The organism is Rhodobacter viridis, assembly GCF_003217355.1.
Lineage (GTDB): Bacteria > Pseudomonadota > Alphaproteobacteria > Rhodobacterales > Rhodobacteraceae > Rhodobacter > Rhodobacter viridis.
In genome coordinates this window covers 169,305-188,347 of the sequence record NZ_QJTK01000001.1, presented here as the reverse complement: position 1 = coordinate 188,347, position 19,043 = coordinate 169,305, and the positions used below count along the sequence as shown (strand labels likewise).

21 protein-coding genes are annotated in these 19,043 nt (G+C 64.2%); all 21 read right to left on the bottom strand.

The window, feature by feature from the left end:
• Positions 1-6: 6 nt before the first annotated feature.
• Positions 7-765, bottom strand: coding sequence for a biotin--[acetyl-CoA-carboxylase] ligase (locus tag C8J30_RS00910; RefSeq protein WP_110803853.1), 759 nt, complete (start codon positions 763-765; stop codon positions 7-9).
• Positions 755-2,191: an NADH-quinone oxidoreductase subunit NuoN gene (gene nuoN / locus C8J30_RS00905; RefSeq protein ID WP_110803852.1), complete on the bottom strand. Its 1,437-nt coding sequence runs from the start codon at positions 2,189-2,191 to the stop codon at positions 755-757. The genes C8J30_RS00910 and nuoN overlap by 11 nt, the downstream gene beginning before the upstream one ends.
• A 12-nt stretch (positions 2,192-2,203) precedes the next feature.
• Positions 2,204-3,742 (bottom strand): NADH-quinone oxidoreductase subunit M, encoded by a 1,539-nt coding sequence (locus C8J30_RS00900; protein ID WP_110803851.1) that lies wholly within the window; start codon positions 3,740-3,742, stop codon positions 2,204-2,206.
• Positions 3,742-5,883, bottom strand: a complete 2,142-nt coding sequence (gene nuoL / locus C8J30_RS00895) for an NADH-quinone oxidoreductase subunit L (protein ID WP_110803850.1) — start codon at positions 5,881-5,883, stop codon at positions 3,742-3,744. The genes C8J30_RS00900 and nuoL overlap by 1 nt, the downstream gene beginning before the upstream one ends.
• A gap of 6 nt (positions 5,884-5,889) precedes the next feature.
• Positions 5,890-6,198 carry an NADH-quinone oxidoreductase subunit NuoK gene (gene nuoK / locus C8J30_RS00890; RefSeq protein WP_110803849.1) on the bottom strand — a complete coding sequence of 103 codons (309 nt, stop codon included), beginning with the start codon at positions 6,196-6,198 and terminating at the stop codon, positions 5,890-5,892.
• Positions 6,199-6,241: 43 nt separating this feature from the next.
• A complete protein-coding gene (locus C8J30_RS00885; protein WP_110803848.1) occupies positions 6,242-6,850 on the bottom strand; it encodes an NADH-quinone oxidoreductase subunit J in 609 nt (202 codons plus the stop codon).
• Positions 6,847-7,257: a carboxymuconolactone decarboxylase family protein gene (locus C8J30_RS00880; RefSeq protein WP_110803847.1), complete on the bottom strand. Its 411-nt coding sequence runs from the start codon at positions 7,255-7,257 to the stop codon at positions 6,847-6,849. Before C8J30_RS00880 ends, C8J30_RS00885 begins: the two co-directional genes overlap by 4 nt.
• A complete protein-coding gene (gene nuoI / locus C8J30_RS00875) occupies positions 7,254-7,745 on the bottom strand; it encodes an NADH-quinone oxidoreductase subunit NuoI (RefSeq protein ID WP_023916454.1) in 492 nt (163 codons plus the stop codon). The genes C8J30_RS00880 and nuoI overlap by 4 nt, the downstream gene beginning before the upstream one ends.
• Positions 7,745-8,026, bottom strand: coding sequence for a hypothetical protein (locus tag C8J30_RS00870; RefSeq protein WP_146227841.1), 282 nt, complete (start codon positions 8,024-8,026; stop codon positions 7,745-7,747). The genes nuoI and C8J30_RS00870 overlap by 1 nt, the downstream gene beginning before the upstream one ends.
• 2 nt (positions 8,027-8,028) lie before the next feature.
• Positions 8,029-9,066 (bottom strand): NADH-quinone oxidoreductase subunit NuoH, encoded by a 1,038-nt coding sequence (gene nuoH / locus C8J30_RS00865; RefSeq protein ID WP_110803845.1) that lies wholly within the window; start codon positions 9,064-9,066, stop codon positions 8,029-8,031.
• A 33-nt stretch (positions 9,067-9,099) separates the two neighbouring features.
• On the bottom strand, positions 9,100-9,507 hold the full coding sequence (locus C8J30_RS00860) for a hypothetical protein (protein WP_110803844.1): 408 nt from the start codon (positions 9,505-9,507) through the stop codon (positions 9,100-9,102).
• Between the two features lie 3 nt (positions 9,508-9,510).
• On the bottom strand, positions 9,511-11,508 hold the full coding sequence (gene nuoG / locus C8J30_RS00855) for an NADH-quinone oxidoreductase subunit NuoG (RefSeq protein ID WP_110803843.1): 1,998 nt from the start codon (positions 11,506-11,508) through the stop codon (positions 9,511-9,513).
• A 92-nt stretch (positions 11,509-11,600) separates the two neighbouring features.
• The gene (locus C8J30_RS00850) at positions 11,601-12,449 is read right to left on the bottom strand and encodes a class I SAM-dependent methyltransferase (protein WP_110803842.1); all 849 of its coding nucleotides are present in this window, start codon (positions 12,447-12,449) and stop codon (positions 11,601-11,603) included.
• Positions 12,446-12,790, bottom strand: coding sequence for a hypothetical protein (locus tag C8J30_RS00845; protein WP_146227840.1), 345 nt, complete (start codon positions 12,788-12,790; stop codon positions 12,446-12,448). The genes C8J30_RS00850 and C8J30_RS00845 overlap by 4 nt, the downstream gene beginning before the upstream one ends.
• A gap of 17 nt (positions 12,791-12,807) precedes the next feature.
• Positions 12,808-14,103, bottom strand: a complete 1,296-nt coding sequence (nuoF, locus tag C8J30_RS00840; protein WP_110803840.1) for an NADH-quinone oxidoreductase subunit NuoF — start codon at positions 14,101-14,103, stop codon at positions 12,808-12,810.
• Between the two features lie 198 nt (positions 14,104-14,301).
• Complete coding sequence (locus C8J30_RS18265) at positions 14,302-14,754, bottom strand: hypothetical protein (protein ID WP_146227839.1); 453 nt, start codon at positions 14,752-14,754, stop codon at positions 14,302-14,304.
• 97 nt (positions 14,755-14,851) lie between these two features.
• The gene (locus C8J30_RS00830) at positions 14,852-16,021 is read right to left on the bottom strand and encodes an NADH-quinone oxidoreductase subunit E (RefSeq protein ID WP_110803839.1); all 1,170 of its coding nucleotides are present in this window, start codon (positions 16,019-16,021) and stop codon (positions 14,852-14,854) included.
• A complete protein-coding gene (locus C8J30_RS00825; protein ID WP_110803838.1) occupies positions 16,021-17,262 on the bottom strand; it encodes an NADH-quinone oxidoreductase subunit D in 1,242 nt (413 codons plus the stop codon). Before C8J30_RS00825 ends, C8J30_RS00830 begins: the two co-directional genes overlap by 1 nt.
• Before the next feature lie 45 nt (positions 17,263-17,307).
• On the bottom strand, positions 17,308-17,907 hold the full coding sequence (locus C8J30_RS00820) for an NADH-quinone oxidoreductase subunit C (RefSeq protein WP_110804261.1): 600 nt from the start codon (positions 17,905-17,907) through the stop codon (positions 17,308-17,310).
• Positions 17,908-17,918: 11 nt separating this feature from the next.
• A complete protein-coding gene (locus tag C8J30_RS00815; protein ID WP_110803837.1) occupies positions 17,919-18,452 on the bottom strand; it encodes a NuoB/complex I 20 kDa subunit family protein in 534 nt (177 codons plus the stop codon).
• Positions 18,443-18,799, bottom strand: a complete 357-nt coding sequence (locus C8J30_RS00810) for an NADH-quinone oxidoreductase subunit A (RefSeq protein ID WP_110803836.1) — start codon at positions 18,797-18,799, stop codon at positions 18,443-18,445. The genes C8J30_RS00815 and C8J30_RS00810 overlap by 10 nt, the downstream gene beginning before the upstream one ends.
• Positions 18,800-19,043: the final 244 nt, after the last annotated feature.

Here is a 19,043-nt window from a genome sequence, read left to right as displayed (position 1 = left end):
TTGCCCTCAGAAGAAGATGTCCGCCGCCGAGATCGCCCGCCGCCCCGAGCCGGTCACAAGGATCAGCGCGCCGGTGTCGTCGATCGTCTCGAAGGTGCCCGTGGTGCTCTCGGTGCCGGTGCGGGCGGTGATCCTTTGCCCGATCCTTGCGGCGCGGGCAAGCCATGCCGCGCGAATGGGGGGGAAACCATAGCGCTCGAAGGTTGCGGCATAATGCGCGAAGGCCCGCGCGAGCGGCGACAGGAAATCCAGCGGGGCGATCTTCAGCCCGGTTTCGCCCACCAGCGACACCGGGACGACGGCGCCCGGTTCGAGCGCCGCGGCGGGCGGCGCCTCGGCCAGATTGACGCCGATGCCGATGGCAAGATGGCTGATCTGCCCGCCGGTGCCGACGCTTTCGAGCAAGATCCCGGCGACCTTGCCGCCGTTCAGCAGCACGTCATTGGGCCATTTGATCGCGGTGACGGGACCGGGGCCGGTAACCTCGGCCAGCGCCGCATCGAGCGCGAGCGCCGCGACAAAGGAATACAGCGCCGCCGTCGCGGGCGTCACCGCCGGGCGCAGCACCAGCGTCGCGGCGAAATTGCCCTCCGGCATCAGCCAGTCGCGGCCCCGCCTGCCCCGCCCCGCGGTTTGACGATGGGCAAAAACCCAAGCTGGCCCCGCAAGATGCGGAGCCAGTCTGGCCGCTTCGGCCATGGTCGAGTCTGTCTGCCCAAGGACGTGGCGGGCCACACCCTCGGGCCAGTCGTCCTCACTGGACAAGGGAGGCCGCCGCAGCCTGCGCCGCGCCTTCGATGCCGACCATGTTGATCGCGCCGCCCACCATCGCCACAGCCGCCAGCACGAGGAAGGCGAATTGCAGCACCGGCATCCGGCCGTCGAGCGGCTCGGATTTGTCGCCGAAGTACATGAAGTAGACGATGCGCAGGTAGTAGAAGGCACCGATGACCGAGGCCACGACCGCCGCCACCGGCACCCAGACGAAGCCCGCCGCGATCGACGCCTTGATGACGGCGAATTTCGCGAAGAAGCCGAGCATCGGCGGCACACCGGCCAAGCTGAACAGCAGCACCAAGAGCGCAAAGGCCTTCACCGGGTCGGTCTTCGACAGCATGTTCAGCGCCGCGATTTCCGTCACCGGCTTGCCGTCGCGCTCCATCGACAGGATGAAGGCGAAGGTGCCGACGTTCATCACGATATAGATCGTCATGTAGATCAGCATCGACTGCACGCCCTCGGCACTGCCCGCGCTCAGGCCCAGAAGCGCAAAGCCCATGTGCGAGATCGAGGAATAGGCCATCAGGCGCTTGATGTCGCGCTGACCGATCCCGGCGATGGCGCCGAGATACATCGAGGCGAGCGCGAGCGCGGCCAGAACCTGACCCCATTCGCCCGGCACCTGACCGAAGGCGTCATGCACGACCCGCGCGATCAGCGCCATCGCGGCCAGTTTCGGCGCGGTGGCAAAGAAGGCGGTGACCGGGGTGGGCGAGCCTTCGTAGACGTCGGGCGTCCACATGTGGAAGGGCACGGCCGAGACCTTGAAGGCAAGGCCCGCGAGCAGGAACACCAGACCGAACAGCAGGCCGATCGGCAGGTGGCCTTGCTCGACCACGGTGATGATGCCCGAGAAGGTGGTGGTGCCCGCGAAGCCATAGACGAGCGAGGCGCCGTAAAGCAGCAGACCCGACGACAGCGAGCCGAGCACGAAGTATTTCAGACCGGCTTCCGACGACACCGCCGAGTCCCGACGCAGCGCCGCGACGACGTAAAGCGCGAGCGATTGCAGCTCGAGCCCGACGTAAAGCGACATCAGATCGCCCGCCGATACCATCATCATCATGCCGACGACGGCCAGCACGATCAGGATCGGATATTCGAACCGCAGCAGGCCGCGACGGCCCATGTAGTCCGAGCTCATCGCCAGAACGGCGGCGGCCGAGATCAGGATCACCACTTTCGAGAAGCGCGCAAAGCCGTCGGCGATGAAAAGCCCGCCAAAGGCCGTGTCCTTGCCGGTGCCCATGCCGATGATCAGCGCCAGCGCCAGCATGGTCGCCGCCGAAGCCCACAGAATGGGCTTCGCGACCTTGTCCTTGCCGGTCCAGACGCCGAACAGCAGCACGCCCATCGCATAAAGGGCGAGCAGCACTTCGGGCAGGACGAGAGAGAGTTCCGCTTTGGTCATGGGTCTTTCTCCTCAGTTGCCCGCGGTCGCTTGCGCGACGGTGCCGAGGTCGGCGTGGTAAGTCTGGACAAGATTGGCCACGGACGGCCCGATCATGTCGGTCACAAGGCTCGGATAGATGCCGAGCAGCAGCGTCATCACGACGAGCGGCGCGAGGATCGCCTTTTCGCGCGTCGTCATGTCGGAAATGGTCTTCAGGCTTTCCTTGACGAGTTCGCCAAAGACGACGCGGCGGTAGAGCCACAGCGCATAGGCCGCCGACAGGATCACCCCCGAGGTGGCAAACAGCGCCACCCAGGTGTTGACCTGGAAGATGCCCATCAGCGTCAGGAATTCACCGACGAAGCCCGAGGTGCCCGGCAGGCCGACGTTCGCCATGGTGAAGAACATGAAGATCATCGCATAGGCGGGCATCCGGTTCACCAGACCGCCATAGGCCGCGATCTCGCGGGTGTGCATCCGGTCATAGATCACGCCGACCGAAAGGAAGAGCGCGCCCGAGATGAAGCCGTGGCTGAGCATCTGGAAGATCGCGCCGTCAACACCCTGCTGGTTCGCCGCAAAGATCCCCATCGTCACATAGCCCATGTGGGCGACCGACGAATAGGCGATCAGCTTCTTCATGTCTTCCTGCGCCAGCGCGACCAGCGAGGTGTAGACGATCGCGACGGCCGACAGGATGAAGACGAAAGTGGTCATCGTCTCGGTCCCTACCGGGAACATCGGCAGCGAGAAGCGCAGGAAGCCGTAGCCGCCCATTTTCAGCAGAACCGCGGCCAGCACGACCGAACCCGCCGTCGGCGCCTGCACGTGGGCGTCAGGCAGCCAGGTGTGCACCGGCCACATCGGCATCTTCACCGCGAAGGAGGCGAAGAAGGCGAGGAACAGCAGCGACTGCACGCCACCCGTCAGGCTCCAGTAGCCGAGGAACGGCAGATCCGCATGCGGGAAGTCGAAGGCCATCAGCTTCACGATGTCGGTGGTGCCCGCCATCATGAACATCGAGATCATCGCGACCAGCATCAGCACCGAGCCGAGGAAGGTATAAAGGAAGAACTTGAACGTCGCGTAGATGCGATCCTTGCCGCCCCAGATCCCGATGATCAGGAACATCGGAATGAGCCCCGCCTCGAAGAAGAGGTAGAAGAGCACAAGGTCCAGCGCCACGAAGACGCCGATCATCAGCGCTTCCAGCACAAGGAAGGCGATCATGTATTCCTTGACGCGGCTTTCCACATGCCAGGCAGAGGCGATGGTCAGCGGCATCAGGAACGTGGTCAGCATCACGAAGAGAACCGAGATGCCGTCCACGCCGAGCTTGTAGTGCAGGCCCATGATCCAGTCACGGTCCTCGACGAACTGCATGCCCGGGTTGGCGGGGTCGAACCTCGCCAGCAGCAGCAGCGACACGAGGAAGGTGATCGTGGTCGCGCTCAGCGCCACCCATTTCGCATTCCGGTCGGCAGCGGGGCTGGCCCCGCGGCTCGTGACCGCAAGCACCGCCGCCGCCGCGAGCGGCAGGAAGGTGATGATGGAGAGGAGGTTTTGCATCAGTTCATTCCCCCGGTCCGCACGACCCAGAACATCAGAGCAACGATGCCCAGCACCATCGCAAACGCATAGTGGAAGAGATAACCCGACTGGATCCGGCCCGCGACGCGGGTGAAGAACGGGATCCAGCCAAGCGCGAGCCCGTTGATCGCCCCGTCGATGACGGCGCCATCGCCGCCCTTCCACAGTTTGCGACCAAGCGATTTGGCCGGGTTCACGAAGAGCAGGTCATAAAGCTCGTCGAAATACCACTTGTTGAGCAGGAAGCGATAGAGCCCCGGCAGCGCCCGCGCGGTCCGGCCCGGCAGCGGCTTGTCGCCGATGTAGTAGAGCCAGGCGAAGAAGAAGCCGGTGACCATCGCGCCGAAGGGCGAGAGTTTCACCCAATCCGGCACCGAGTGCGATTCATGCAGGACATGGTTGGTTTCCGCCATGAAGATCGCGCCTTGCGGGGCTTTCGCCACCTCGGTCTCGGCTGCAGGCTCGGCCATGGTCATCGCCATCATCGTGCCCGCCATCGCGGCTTCATGCGCTGCCTCTGCGGTCGGCGCCGCTTCGGTGCCATGACCCTCGGGCGCGTGTCCCTCGGCCATCGCATGTTCTTCCGCCGGCAGGTTGAAGAAGGTCGCGACTTTCTCGCCCACGAAGGAGTTGTACCAGACCATCCCGGCCAGCACCGAGCCGACGGCCAGAAGCGCGAGCGGCGTCAGCATGACCAGCGGGCTTTCATGCGCATGCTCATGCGCATGATGATCGCCCCGTTCCTCGCCGAAGAAGGTGAGGAAGATCAGACGCCACGAGTAGAAAGAGGTCATCCCCGCCGCCGCGACCAGAACATAGAAGGCAAAGCCGTTGCCGCTGGCGAAGGCGCTTTCGATGATCGCGTCTTTCGACAGATAGCCCGCGAAGCCCACCGGCACGCCGCCGATCGAGAAGAACGGGATGCCGACGCCGGTGATGGCGAGGGTGCCGATCAGCATGATCGCGAAGGTGAAGGGGATCTTCTTGCGCAGGGCGCCATAGTTCCGCATGTCCTGTTCATGGTGCATGGCATGGATCACCGAGCCCGCACCAAGGAACAGCATCGCCTTGAAGAAGGCATGCGTCAGCAGGTGGAACATCGCGACCGAATAGACGCCCGAGCCCGCGGCCACGAACATGTAGCCGAGCTGCGAACAGGTCGAATAGGCGATCACGCGCTTGATGTCGTTCTGCACCAGACCCACGGTCGCGGCGAAGAAGGCGGTGACGGCGCCGACATAGACGACCATCATCTTGGCCTCGGGCGCATATTCGAACAAGGGCGACATCCGGCAGACAAGGAACACCCCCGCGGTCACCATCGTCGCGGCGTGGATCAGCGCCGAAACCGGCGTCGGGCCTTCCATCGCGTCCGGCAGCCAGGTGTGCAGGAAGAGCTGCGCCGATTTCCCCATCGCGCCGATGAACAGAAGCACGGCGAGCAGGTTCGCGGCGTTGAAGTCCCACGACAGGAAGTGCAGCTGCGTCTGCGCCAGTTTCGGCGCCGCGGCAAAGACCACATCCATGTCGATGCTGTCGGTCAGGTAGTAAAGCCCGAAGATGCCAAGTGCGAAGCCGAAGTCGCCGACCCGGTTCACCACGAAAGCCTTGATCGCCGCCGCGTTGGCCGAGGGTTTCTTGAAGTAGAAGCCGATCAGAAGATACGAGGCAACGCCCACGCCTTCCCAGCCGAAGAACATCTGCACGAGGTTGTCCGCCGTCACCAGCATCAGCATGGCGAAGGTGAAGAACGACAGATAGGCGAAGAAGCGCGCCTTGTAGGCCTCGTGATGGGTCCAGTTGTCGTCATGGGCCATGTAGCCCCACGAATACAGGTGCACCAGCGCCGAGACCGTGGTGACGACGATCAGCATGATCGCGGTCATCCGGTCGAGCCGGATCCCCCAGGAGGTATCAAGCGAGCCGGAGCGGATCCAGTCGAGCAGGTGGATGTGCTGCGTGCCTGCGGGCAGCGTCAGGAAGACATACCAAGACAGCGCGCAGGACAAGAACAGCAGGCCGGTGGTGACGACAAGCGCCCCCTTTTCCGTGATCAGCCGCCAGCCGAAGCCGCCGATCAGGGCCCCGAGGAGGGGCGCAAGCAGGATGATCGTGGCCATGACGCCTTACCCCTTCATCACGTTGACGTCTTCGACCGCGATGGTGCCGCGGTTGCGGAAGAAGACCACCAGAATCGCCAGGCCGATCGCGGCCTCGGCCGCCGCCACGGTCAGGACGAACATCGTGAAGACCTGTCCGACCAGATCCCCCAGATGCGTCGAGAAGGCGACGAGGTTGATGTTCACGGCCAAGAGCATCAGTTCGATCGACATCAGGATGACGATGACGTTCTTGCGGTTGACGAAGATGCCGAAGATGCCGGTGACGAACAGGATCGCCGCCACACTCAGGTAATGTTCCAATCCGATCGTCATCGCTTCCCCTCCGGGCCCGACCCCGTTTTCTTGTTCTTTGTCATCACAGCCCCTGCCCCGGTTTCACGTCGACCATCTCCAGCGCCTTGGCCGGATCGCGGTGCATCTGCGCCAGCACGTTCTGACGCTTGATGTCGGTGCGGTGGCGCAGCGTGAGCAGGATCGCCCCGATCATCGCAACCAGAAGCACCAGACCCGCGCCCTGGAAGAGGTAGAGGTATTTGTCGTAAAGGATCATGCCGAGCGCGGCGGTGTTGGTCATGCCCTCGGGCGCAGGCGCCGCGCGCAGACCGGCCGCACCATCAGCCGCGTGCCAGACCGCAAGCCCGGTGCCGAGCTGCATCAGCATGACGAGCGCGATCAGACCACCCACCGGCGCATAGCGCACCAACTGGCCCCGCAGCGCCGCAAAGTCGATGTCGAGCATCATCACGACGAAGAGGAAGAGCACCGCCACCGCGCCGACATAGACGATGATCAGAAGCATGGCGACGAATTCCGCCCCCATCAGCACGAAGAGCCCCGCCGCCGAGAGGAAGGTCAGGATCAGCCACAGAACCGCATGGACCGGGTTCTTGGACAAAACCACCATGAGGCCCGCAACCACCGCCACCACGGCAAAGAGGTAAAAGGCGAATACGAACACCGTCATGTGTTTTCCCCCGATTTCTCGTCGAAGACCTCGCGCGCAAGTTCCAGCGCCTTGGTCATGGCGGGCACGCCGCCGAACATGCTCATCTGGAAGATCACCTCGGCGATCTCCCGCTCGGTTGCGCCCGCTTCGAGCGCGTGGCGGATGGTCAGCCGGATCGGCGCCTCGGCCTGCGCGCCCAGGGTCACCTGGCCTGCCAGCGTCACCAGAAGCCGGGTGCGCGCATCAAGCCCATCCCGGTTGAAGGTCTTGCCGAAGAACATCTCCAGCACATCCGCGGGCATCGTCGGAAACATCTTCTCGAAGGCCCGGGGGTTGAAGCTCTCCAGAGCCGGGTTGAACATCCGGGCCATTTCCGTGCCCTGTTCCATCATCGCCATGAAAAGCTTCTGAAATTCCGTGTTCATCTGTAGGGTGCATCCATCTCGATGTTACGGGCAATCTCGGCTTCCCAGCGGGCGCCGTTCTCGAGGAGTTTCTCCTTGGTGTAGAAGAGTTCCTCGCGGGTCTCGGTCGCATATTCGAAGTTCGGCCCCTCGACGATCGCATCGACCGGGCAGGCTTCCTGGCAATAGCCGCAGTAGATGCACTTGGTCATGTCGATGTCGTAGCGCGTGGTGCGGCGCGAGCCGTCCTCGCGCGGTTCGGCGTCGATGGTGATCGCCTGCGCCGGGCAGATCGCTTCGCACAGCTTGCAGGCGATGCAGCGTTCCTCGCCCGAAGGGTAGCGGCGCAGCGCATGCTCGCCCCGGAAGCGCGGCGACAGCGGCCCCTTTTCATGCGGATAGTTCAACGTGGGCTTCGGCGCCACGAAGTATTTCATCCCCAGCGCGAAGCCTTTGATGAAGTCCCACAGGACGAAGTATTTCGCTGCGCGAACATAATCGAAAGCCATCAGTTGTTCTCCGCCGGATCGGTCTTGCCGGTGCCTTGCTTGACTGGGCCGGAAACGGTCCATTTCCGGGTGTCGGAGGCGATCTCCAGATCGCCCACGCCAAAATCTCCGCGCCCTTCAAGGGCCCCCACCGCGCGCATGATCGGCGGCGTCTTCGACAGGAACGAGGTGACGTTCTTGCCGTCCACCTCGAGCCGGTAGCCCTCGACGATCACCGGCACGAGCTTCACATCGCGGCCATCGAGCGTGACGGAAAGGGTCGGTCGGTTCGGATCTTTCACGTTCATCCTCCGATACTCCAGCGGGCCCAGAAGCCGCCAAGGACTTCGAATTTTGCAAGGAAAGCCACCACGACGACCCAGGCGAGCGAGAGCGGCAGGAAGACTTTCCAACCGATCCGCATCAGCTGGTCATAGCGGTAGCGCGGCACGATGGCCTTCACCATCGCGAAGACGAAGAACACGCCCGCCATCTTGGCGACCATCCAGAGCACGCCATCGGGCACGCCGGGGATGGGCGAGAGCCAGCCGCCGAAGAACAGCACCGAGGTCAGCGCGCACATCAGCCAGACGGCAATATATTCGCCCGCCATGAACAGAAGGTAAGGCGTCGAGGAATATTCGACCATGAAGCCCGCGACGAGTTCGGATTCCGCTTCCGGCAGGTCGAACGGCGGACGGTTGGTCTCGGCCAGCGCCGAGATGAAGAACAGCGCCACCATCGGCAGGTGGGGCAGCCAGTACCAGTTCAGAAGCCCGAACGAGCCGCGCTGCGCCTCGACGATCGCCGAAAGGTTCATCGAGCCGGTCGAGATGATCACGCCGACGATGATCAGACCCATCGAGACTTCATAAGAGATCATCTGTGCCGCAGAGCGCAGCGAGCCGAGGAACGGATATTTCGAGTTCGACGCCCAGCCGCCCATGATCACGCCATAGACTTCCAGCGACGAGGCCGCGAAGACGAAGAGGACGGCGACGTTGATATCCGCCATCACCCAGCCTTCGTTGAACGGCACGACGACCCAGGCCAGCAGCGCCAGCACGAGGCTGAGCATCGGCGCGAGGAAGTAGACCGGCTTGTCGACGCCCGCGGGGACGACGATTTCCTTGAACACGTATTTGGCGGCATCGGCCACCGATTGCAGCAGGCCGAACGCGCCCACCACGTTCGGGCCCTTGCGCATCTGCACCGCCGCCCAGATCTTCCGGTCCCCCCAGACAAGGAGCAACAGGCCGATCATCACGAAAGCGATGATGCCCAACCCCTGCGCAAGCAGGATGAGTGTCTGTCCAAGTGATGTTGCCCAGAAGTCAGCCATGTTGTCCCTCGGATCCGTCCTGCATCATTCGTTTCAAACCGTCGGAATGCCGCGCTCGTGGCAATCGGCGACGGTCACTTCCGCATCGATCGTGCGCAGGCCCCGCGGCAGCGCCGGCGAGATGAGGTAAACCGCATCCGCCTTCAGGCTGCCGCCAGAGCGTGTCACGTTGGTGCGCACATGCCGGGCAAAGCCGAAGCCGCGGATCTGCGCATATTGTGCGGCGGCGCAGGCGGCATAAGCCGTCACCGCCGCATGGCTGGTGGTGCCCGACAGCGCCACCTGAAATCCTACCAGATCGTCATCGAGCAGATGCGTTTCGACCCCTTCATAGGTGATCGTCGCGCCCGAGACAGCCCCGCCCCCGGCTTCCGCGCAGCCGCTCAGCCCGGCGGCAAGGCCGGTCAGAAGCGCCACGGAAAGGATCGGGGAAAGGGTCATGGATCACTCCGCCGCCACGGCCGGGGCCTTGCGCCCCTTGGCCTGCGCCGAGCACTCGGCCATCACGACCGACGCCCGGGCGATCGGGTTGGTGAAGTAATAGTCCTTCAGCGCAAGGCGGAAGCTCGCCTTGCCCATGTCGCGCCGCTCGGGCACCGTCCAGCCGTTGTCGGCCAGATGGTCGATATCGCCCAGATGCGGGACAGCGGCCAGCATCGCCTGACGCAACCCGCCAAGGCTGTCCCAGGGCTGCACGGCGCCAAGTTCGGCCGACAGCGCGCGCAGGATCGCCCAGTTTTCCTTGGCCTCGCCCGGCGCGAAGGTCGCGCGGAAGGCAAGCTGCGGACGGCCCTCGGTATTGACGAAAAGCCCGTGTTCTTCGGTATAGGCCGCGCCCGGCAGGATGATGTCGGCGCGCGCCGCCCCACGATCGCCATGCGAGCCCTGATAGATCACGAACGGCCCACCTTCCGAGGCCGGAGTGATCTCCACCTCGTCGGCGCCCATGTTGTAGATCACCTGCACGCCCTCGAGCGCGACCAGCAACCCGCCATTCGTCACCGCACCCACATCCATCGCGCCAACGCGCGACGCGGCGGTGTGCAGCATCAGCATCCGGCCCGAAAGCGCCATCGCATTGGCAATGACCGCATCGCCATCGGCTTCCGAGATCGCGCCCTGACCGACGATCACGATCGCATCCTTGCCAGCCTTCAGCGAGGCCAGCGCCGCGCGGTCGGTGCCGACATGCTCGTAATCATAGGTCAGATCGACCGCCGGGCCGATCAGCTTGACCACGGCGCCCTTCGCCCAGGCCTTGCGGATGCGGGCGTTCAACACCGGCGCTTCGGTGCGCGGATCGGTGCCGATCAGGATGATTTCCTTGGCGTCGTCGAGATCGGCGATCGCCACGTTGCCGACATAGGCGGAACGGTTGCCGATCGGCAGACGCGCGCCATCGGTGCGGCATTCGACCGAACCGCCCTGCCCCTCGATCAGGGTCTTCAGGCTGAAGGCGGCTTCGGTCGAGACCAAATCGCCGACGAGCCCCAGAACCTTCTTGCCCTTCATCGCAGCGGCAGCGGCGGCCAGCGCCTCGCCCCACGAGGCTTTGCGCAGCTTGCCGTTTTCGCGGATGTAAGGCGTATCAAGACGTTGACGGCGCAGGCCGTCCCAGATGAAGCGGCCCTTGTCGCTCAGCCATTCCTCGTTCACGCCATCATGGTTGCGCGGCACGATGCGTTTGACTTCGCGGCCCTTGGCGTCGATGCGGATATTCGAGCCAAGCGCGTCCATCACGTCGATGCTTTCGGTCTTCACCAGTTCCCACGGCCGGGCGGTGAAGGCATAGGGCTTCGAAGTCAGCGCGCCGACCGGGCACAGATCGATGATGTTGCCCTGCAGGTTGCTGTCGAGCGTGCAGTTCAGATAGCTCGTGATCTCGCTGTCGGCGCCGCGGCCGGTCTGGCCCATCTGGGTGATGCCCGCGACTTCGGTGGTGAAGCGCACGCAGCGGGTGCAGCTGATGCAGCGGGTCATCTCGGTCTTCACCAGCGGACCAAGCTCGAGGTTGTCCGAGGTGCGCTTGACTTCGCGATAGCGCGAGACCGAGCCGCCATAGGCCATCGCCTGATCCTGCAGGTCGCACTCGCCGCCCTGATCACAGATCGGGCAATCGAGCGGGTGGTTGATCAGCAGGAATTCCATCACGCCCTCGCGGGCCTTTTTCACCATCGGAGAATTCGTCTTGATCACCGAGGGCTCGCCATTCGGGCCGGGGCGCAAGTCCTTGATCTGCATGGCGCAGCTGGCGGTGGGCTTGGGCGGGCCGCCGACCACTTCGACCAGACACATCCGGCAGTTGCCCGCGATCGACAGCCGCTCGTGGTAGCAGAACCGCGGCACTTCGATGCCCGCCTGTTCGCAGGCCTGGATCAGGGTCAGGCTGGGATCGACCTCGACCTCGATACCGTCGATGATGATCTTGCGCAGGGTGCTCACGCTTGGCTCTCCATGTCGAACTTCAGGCGAGGCGCGCAGGGCGCGCCCCGGAGATGCCGCCGGTGCGGCGGAAAGGGTTCAGGATGCGGGGCTCAGCCATCGGCGTCCTCCTCGCGGTCGAAGGCGCCGGGTTTGCCGCCGATGATCGAATTGACCGGCGGGTGCACCGGGTCTTTTTCCAGCACGATGATCGCGTCATGCACATGGATGCCCGAGACCAGATGCCCGAACGGCCCGACCTTCTGCTTGCCGCCGTGATACCAGCGGTGCATGTCGTCGGTCAGTTTGCGCAGGAAATTGAAGATGTTGTCGGGGGACTCAAGGCCGCCGCCGAAGTTCTTCCAATAGGCGCATTGCATGTCTTCGATCATGTAGAGGCCGCCCTCGGACAGCATCGGGAAGAGCGTGCGCAGGCTGGCGCGGACATGTTTCATCACATGGCTGCCGTCATCGAGAACGATGTCGACGCCGCCCATTTCCGCGATGACGCGGGTCAGAAACTCCGGGTCGGCCTGCGAGCCGATCCGCACCTGCCCAGCTTCGCCGTTGTACTGGGCGCAGTCCGGGTTGATGTCGATGCCGAAGATCACCGCCTCGGGGCCGAAATAGCGCCGCCAGAGCCCGAGCGAGCCGCCGCGCCAAGTGCCGATTTCCAGCATCCGCACCGGCTTGCCGCGGAACTTCTCGAAATAGCGCTCGTAGATCGGCAGGTAGTGGTGCCACTTGTGCACCTCGCGCCCCTCGGTCGTGGCGTAAAGATCGACCAGATCGCCGCCGGTCTTGTATTTCGCGCGAATATCGGCGGCAACATCGGTGCCCTGAAAGCGGAAATTCGGCTTTTCCTTCTTCGCCTTCGGCGTGGAGGCCTCCGCGAGCCGGGCATCCGGCGCGGCGGGATCGATGACGTCGGTGTCCGGCGCGTCTTTATCCGTCGCGGTCATGCACAGCCCCCCGGAAAGATCCAAGCGCCATCGCGGAAGTTGTCGGTGTCGCCCGAAGCAACCGCCCCGCCGCAAAGCGCCTTCGCGGCACGTTTCGCCTCGGCGCCCTCGTCATGGCGGAACGGCGCGGCCTTGCGGGTCACCGCAAGCGCGCCCGCGGGCAACCACGCCCCCTGATAGCCTGCGGCCTCGGCCACACGCGGGGCACGGGCGCCGCCATCGGCCATCGGCGCAGCCGTGGCGCAGGCGGCGAGGGTCAAAGGAAGCACAAGGCCCGGCATGGCGCAGCCGGGAGCGAGGGCCAATGCCCTGCCCGCGATCGTGCCGATGCTGTTGCGCATGCGCCCCATTGCTCTGCTTACTCCGCCGCCATAGCGCCCATGCGGCCAGACTTGCGGGCCTTGATGCGGTCCTCGATTTCCTCGCGGTAGTGACGGATCAGGCCCTGGATCGGCCAGGCGGCCGCATCGCCAAGGGCGCAGATCGTGTGCCCCTCGACCTGTTTCGTCACGTTGAAGAGCATGTCGATCTCTTCGACCTCGGCCTCGCCCTTCACCAGACGGTCCATCACGCGCCACATCCACGAGGTCCCCTCGCGGCAGGGCGTGCACTGGCCGCAGCTCTCGTGCTTGAAGAATTTCGACAGCCGGGCGATCGCCTTGATGATGTCGGTCTGCTGATCCATCACGATCAGGCAGGCGGTGCCGAAGGACGACTGCTTTTCGCGCATGCCGTCATAATCCATGATCGCGTCTTCGCACATGTGCGCCGGGATCACCGGGCAGGAGGCGCCGCCGGGGATCACCGCCTTGAGGTTCTTCCAGCCGCCGCGCACGCCGCCGCCGTGCTTCTCGATCAGCTCTTTCATGCTGATCGACATCGATTCCTCGACGACGCAGGGCGTGTTCACATGGCCCGACATGGCAAAGAGTTTGACGCCGGTGTTGTTCGGACGGCCGATGCCCGCGAACCAGGCGCCACCGCGGCGCAGGATCGTCGGCACGACGGCGATGGATTCCACGTTGTTCACCGTGGTCGGGCAGCCGTAAAGCCCCGAGCCCGCCGGGAACGGCGGCTTCATCCGCGGCATCCCCTTCTTGCCCTCAAGGCTTTCCAGAAGCGCGGTTTCCTCGCCGCAGATATAGGCGCCCGCACCGTGGTGCAGATAGACGTCGAACGCATAGTCCGAGCGGCAGGCGTTCTTGCCGATCAGCCCGGCCTCGTAGCATTCGTCGATGGCGGCCTGCAGGGCCTCCTTTTCGCGGACATATTCGCCGCGGATGTAGATATAGGCAGCCCGCGCGCCCATCGCGAAGCCGGCGATCAGCGCGCCTTCGATCAGCGTATGCGGATCGTGGCGCATGATTTCGCGGTCCTTGCAGGTGCCGGGCTCGGATTCGTCAGCGTTGATCACCAGAAACGACGGACGGCCGTCCGACTGTTTCGGCATGAAGGACCATTTCAGGCCGGTCGGGAAGCCCGCACCGCCGCGGCCGCGCAGCCCCGAGGCCTTGACCTGTTCGATGATCCAGTCACGGCCGTTGCCGAGGATCGCCGCCGTGCCATCCCAGTGACCACGTTGCATCGCGCCCTTCAGCGAGCGGTCGTGCATCCCGTAGATGTTGGTGAAGATGCGATCCTGATCGTTGAGCATGTCCATTCCCTCGGTTTCGGCGGGGGCCGGTCTCCGGCCCGCGCGGCATCGGCTGTGCGATACACACGGTCTCCCACGGCCGGACCGCAGCCCGGCATCCTCCGGACCTCGGGTCCGGGATGTCCCGAGCCCCGCAGGGCTCGGGATAGTGATATGCCGCGTCAGCACCTCTCCCCAAGCGCCGGGCGGGGTCTTCGATCAGCCCCGACGGGGCTTCGACTTGCCTTTCGGCGCGGGCGCCGGAGCGGGCTTCGCCGCCGGTTTCGGCGCTTCCACCACCGCAGCAGCGACGGGTTCGGGCGCTTTCACCGGGGCCGGGGCCGCAACGGGCGCCGCCTTGACCGGTTCCGCCGCTTTCGGCGCCGGTTTCGGAGCCTCGGCCACTTTCACCGCAACGGTCGGAGCCGCGGCGGGAACAGCGCGACGCAGCGCGGCGCCTTCTTCGGCGGTCATCGGCGCTTTCGGCTCGGGCAGCCCGCAGGTCGCCCAGCAGATCAGCCGTGCAAGGATCAGCGCAGAGATCACGCCGGCGATCGCCGCCATCCAGATCCCCACCGAACCAAGAAGCCAAAGTGCAAAGAAAATCGCGGCACCAAGCCAACCACCCAGCTTGCGGGCTTTCGTTTGGCAGTCTGTGTCGTTCGTCGACATTTTGCCTTTCCTTTCCCTCTTTCCGTGCCGGGGGGCGGACGTCACGCCATCCCGGCTCTAAGGTTGTCGTTCAAGTCTTCAGATCAGTATTCCGTCTTCAGTAATTGTTTGTCTTCGCCCGTTCGAGGAAACGGTCAAGCCCCTCGTCGACGATGATCTTCGCTTGAACGACCCAGCGGTCGCGGCTGACACGGCCCTTGAAGCCCTTCAGATTGGCATCCATCCAGGCGATTTCCGCCTCGCCCCAGCCCGCAATCTGGTCGAAGTGGAAGATGCCGAACCCGTTCAGAAGCCCCTCGAGCACCGGCCCGATGCCCTCGATCTTTTGCAGATCGTCGGCCTTGCCCTCGCGCGCCGCGGCCAATGCAACCGGCTTCTGTCCTGCAGTTTCAGCGGATTCCGCGGCTTTCGGCGCGGCCTCTGCCCCGCCCGCAACCGGGGCTGACGTCCCCCCGGCTACCGCCGCCGCCGAGGCCGCTTTCGCCGCTTCGGCCGCCGCCTGCTGCAGCACCGCCGAGCGCGGCCGCGCGGTCATCAGACCGATCGCCGCCATCTGGCCCGACACCTGCCATGGGGCGGAAAGCCGCACCTCGGAGCCGTCGATCCGACGGGTTCCATCGCCCACGGAAACGGCCCGGGAGACGGTGCCGTTATGCTCTTCCCGCGCCCCCGGCGTGGCAGTGCAGGAGGTCAGGCCGCTGGCCGGTTCGGCGCCGAAACGCCCGGCTTCGGACCCCGGCTTCAGCACCTTGCCCGCAGCCAGATCGTCGATCAGCCGCGCCAGCCCCGCCTCGGTCAGGTCTTCGTAGTAATCCTTGCCGATCTGGGCCATCGGCGCATTCGCGCAGGCGCCCAGACATTCGACTTCTTCCCAGCTGAACTTGCCATCGGCCGACAGCTCATGCGGGTGATGCGCGATCTTGTGCTTGCAGACCTCGATCAGGTTTTCCGAGCCCATGATCATGCAGCTGGTGGTGCCGCAGACCTGGATATGCGCCACCGAGCCGGTCGGCTGCAGCTGGAACATGAAGTAGAAGGACGCCACTTCGAGCACGCGGATATAGGGCATGTCGAGCATGTCGGCGACATATTCGATCGCGGGCTTCGAGAGCCAGCCTTCCTGCTCCTGCGCGCGGAACAAGAGCGGGATCACCGCCGAAGCCTGACGGCCCTCGGGGTATTTGGTGATCTGCGCCTCGGCCCAGGCGCGGTTGGCGGGGGTGAAGGCGAAGCTCTCGGGTTGGGTGGCGTGCAAACGGCGCAGCATCAGCGGTCAATCTCCCCGAACACGACGTCCATCGTGCCGATGATGGCCGACACATCGGCCAGTTGGTGTCCCTTGGCGACGGCATCGATCGATTGCAGATGCGCGTAGCCCGGCGCGCGGATCTTGGCGCGATAGGGTTTGTTGGTGCCATCGGCGACCAGATAGACGCCGAACTCGCCCTTGGGCGCCTCGACCGCGGCGTAAACCTCGCCCGCGGGAACCTTGAAGCCCTCGGTGTAAAGCTTGAAGTGGTGGATGAGCGCCTCCATCGAGGTCTTCATCTCGGCCCGCTTCGGCGGCGTCAGCTTGCCGCGCGAGAGGATATCGCCCTGCCCGTCCGGCGCACGCAGCTTGGCGCAGGCCTGCAGGATGATCGAGGTCGACTCGCGCATCTCGGCCACGCGGACAAGGTAGCGGTCATAGCAGTCGCCATTCTTGCCTACGGCGATCTTGAAGTCGAATTCGTCGTAGCACTCATAGGGCTGCGCGCGGCGCAGATCCCACGCAAAGCCCGAACCGCGCACCATCACGCCGGAATAGCCCCATTTCGAGATTTCTTCCTCGGTGATGATGCAGATATCGGCGTTGCGCTGCTTGAAGATGCGGTTTTCGGTCAGCAGACCCTCGATATCGTCAAGAACCTGCGGGAAGGCCTTCGCCCAGATCTCGATATCGTCGATCAGCGCAGGCGGCAGATCCTGATGCACCCCGCCCGGACGGAAGTAGTTCGCGTGCAGACGCGCGCCACAGGCCCGTTCGTAGAAGATCATCAGCTTTTCGCGTTCCTCGAAGCCCCAGAGCGGCGGCGTCAGCGCACCCACGTCCATCGCCTGCGTGGTGACGTTCAGCAGGTGGTTCAGGATGCGGCCGATTTCCGAGAACAGCACCCGGATGATCGAGGCGCGACGCGGCACGGCGGTGCCGGTCAGCTTCTCGATCGCCAGGCACCAGGCATGCTCCTGGTTCATCGGCGCCACATAGTCGAGCCGATCGAAATAGGGCGTGTTCTGCAGGTAGGTCCGGCTTTCCATCAGCTTCTCGGTGCCGCGGTGCAGCAGACCGATATGCGGGTCGGCACGTTCGACGATTTCCCCGTCAAGCTCCAGAACCATCCGCAAAACCCCGTGCGCCGCAGGGTGTTGCGGGCCGAAGTTGATGTTGAAGTTGCGAATGCTCTGCTCGCCGGTCAGCACGTCTTCCGAGCCGTCGTCGTAGCTGTTGTGCCGGATATCGCCGTCCATGCCTCTTCCCCTTGTGCTTCTTGCCTCAGCCGTTCCGATGCCGGATCAGCTGCGCTTCTCGTCGCCCGGAAGCACGCTCTGCGCGCCTTCCCACGGGCTGAGGAAATCGAATTGCCGGTATTCCTGCGCCAGCTTCACCGGTTCGTAGACGACGCGCTTTTGCACCTCGTCGTAGCGCAGTTCGATGTAGCCGGTCGTCGGGAAGTCCTTGCGCAGCGGGTGGCCGCGGAAGCCGTAGTCGGTCAGCAGACGACGCAGGTCCGGGTGGCCCGAGAACAGGATCCCGAACATGTCGAAGACTTCGCGTTCATACCAGTTCGACGCCGGATAGACCTCGACGATCGAGGGGCACATCTCGTCTTCGGCGACCGCCGCCTTGACGCGGATACGCTGGTTCTTCCACATCGACAGGAAGTGCCAGACCATGTCGAACCGGGCCACGCGCTCGGGCCAGTCGATGGCGGTGATGTCCACCAGCGTGGTGAAGCGGCACTCGGCATCGTCGCGCAGGAACTGCACGAACCCGACGATCGCGGCGGCCTTGACGGTCACCGTCAGCTCACCATGCACCACTTCGGTCGAGATCACGTCACCGGCGCGCTTCGCGGCCAGATGATCGGCAAGGGCTTGCAGCTTGTCGCTCATGCTCATCCTCCTCAGCGCACCAGGGTCCCGGTGCGGCGGATCTTGCGCTGCAACTGCAGGATACCATACATCAGCGCCTCCGCCGAGGGCGGGCAGCCGGGAACGTAAATGTCGACCGGCACGATGCGATCGCAGCCGCGCACGACAGAGTAGCTGTAGTGATAGTAGCCGCCGCCATTGGCGCAGCTGCCCATCGAGATCACGTAGCGCGGTTCCGGCATCTGGTCGTAGACCTTGCGCAGCGCCGGGGCCATCTTGTTGGTCAGCGTGCCCGCGACGATCATCACGTCCGACTGACGCGGCGAGGCGCGGGGCGCGAAGCCGTACCGTTCCACGTCATAGCGCGGCATCGCGGTATGCATCATCTCGACGGCGCAGCAGGCCAGACCGAAGGTCATCCAGTGCAGCGAGCCGTTGCGCGCCCAGTTGATGATGTCTTCGGCGGTTGTCAGCAGGAAGCCCTTGTCCTGCAGGTCGCGGTTGAGCGCCGCAGCTGCCACGTCCATGTCGACGGCGGCGGTGTTGGCTCCGGTCATCACGCCCATTCCAGCGCCCCCTTCTTCCATTCATAGGCAAAGCCGACGGTCAGCACGGTCAGGAACACCATCATCGACCAGAAGGCGACCATGCTCATCGTGCCGAAGGCGACCGCCCAGGGGAACAGGAACGCCACTTCAAGATCGAAGATGATGAACAGGATCGAGACGAGGTAGAAGCGCACGTCGAACTTCATCCGCGCGTCGTCGAAGGCGTTGAAGCCGCATTCGTAGGCAGAAACCTTTTCCGGGTCGGGATTGCGATAGGCGATGATCGCAGCGGCGGCAATCAGCACCAGCCCAAGTCCGATCGCCATGGCCAGAAGGACGAGTATGGGAAGATATTCCCGCAACATTCCATGCGTGAGCGCGTCTTGCATCTTTGACCCCTTTTGCCCCCGTTTGCACCTTCCCGTGCGCGGAGGCGGCAAGGGATGGAATAGCCCTCTCCCCCCCTCCGGTCAACATCGCGACGCCCGGATTCTGGGCTTGACGCGCATTTTGTATACCGATGCACACCGGATTTGAGACGTTTTCATGGTAGCTCAAGTGTTTGCCGCAATGCGGCAACATGTCTCGCTTCCGTGCGCGGGCGAGAAC

Bases quoted from the DNA above. Each gene is read 5' to 3' on its own strand.
- nuoN (WP_110803852.1), bottom strand. From the start codon at position 2,191: ATGACCAAAGCGGAACTCTCTCTCGTCCTGCCCGAAGTGCTGCTCGCC.
- C8J30_RS00900 (WP_110803851.1), bottom strand. From the start codon at position 3,742: ATGCAAAACCTCCTCTCCATCATCACCTTCCTGCCGCTCGCGGCGGCG.
- nuoL (WP_110803850.1), bottom strand. From the start codon at position 5,883: ATGGCCACGATCATCCTGCTTGCGCCCCTCCTCGGGGCCCTGATCGGC.
- nuoK (WP_110803849.1), bottom strand. From the start codon at position 6,198: ATGACGATCGGATTGGAACATTACCTGAGTGTGGCGGCGATCCTGTTC.
- C8J30_RS00885 (WP_110803848.1), bottom strand. From the start codon at position 6,850: ATGACGGTGTTCGTATTCGCCTTTTACCTCTTTGCCGTGGTGGCGGTG.
- C8J30_RS00880 (WP_110803847.1), bottom strand. From the start codon at position 7,257: ATGAACACGGAATTTCAGAAGCTTTTCATGGCGATGATGGAACAGGGC.
- nuoI (WP_023916454.1), bottom strand. From the start codon at position 7,745: ATGGCTTTCGATTATGTTCGCGCAGCGAAATACTTCGTCCTGTGGGAC.
- nuoH (WP_110803845.1), bottom strand. From the start codon at position 9,066: ATGGCTGACTTCTGGGCAACATCACTTGGACAGACACTCATCCTGCTT.
- C8J30_RS00860 (WP_110803844.1), bottom strand. From the start codon at position 9,507: ATGACCCTTTCCCCGATCCTTTCCGTGGCGCTTCTGACCGGCCTTGCC.
- C8J30_RS00850 (WP_110803842.1), bottom strand. From the start codon at position 12,449: ATGACCGCGACGGATAAAGACGCGCCGGACACCGACGTCATCGATCCC.
- C8J30_RS00845 (WP_146227840.1), bottom strand. From the start codon at position 12,790: ATGCGCAACAGCATCGGCACGATCGCGGGCAGGGCATTGGCCCTCGCT.
- nuoF (WP_110803840.1), bottom strand. From the start codon at position 14,103: ATGCTCAACGATCAGGATCGCATCTTCACCAACATCTACGGGATGCAC.
- C8J30_RS18265 (WP_146227839.1), bottom strand. From the start codon at position 14,754: ATGTCGACGAACGACACAGACTGCCAAACGAAAGCCCGCAAGCTGGGT.
- C8J30_RS00830 (WP_110803839.1), bottom strand. From the start codon at position 16,021: ATGCTGCGCCGTTTGCACGCCACCCAACCCGAGAGCTTCGCCTTCACC.
- C8J30_RS00825 (WP_110803838.1), bottom strand. From the start codon at position 17,262: ATGGACGGCGATATCCGGCACAACAGCTACGACGACGGCTCGGAAGAC.
- C8J30_RS00820 (WP_110804261.1), bottom strand. From the start codon at position 17,907: ATGAGCGACAAGCTGCAAGCCCTTGCCGATCATCTGGCCGCGAAGCGC.
- C8J30_RS00815 (WP_110803837.1), bottom strand. From the start codon at position 18,452: ATGGGCGTGATGACCGGAGCCAACACCGCCGCCGTCGACATGGACGTG.
- C8J30_RS00810 (WP_110803836.1), bottom strand. From the start codon at position 18,799: ATGTTGCGGGAATATCTTCCCATACTCGTCCTTCTGGCCATGGCGATC.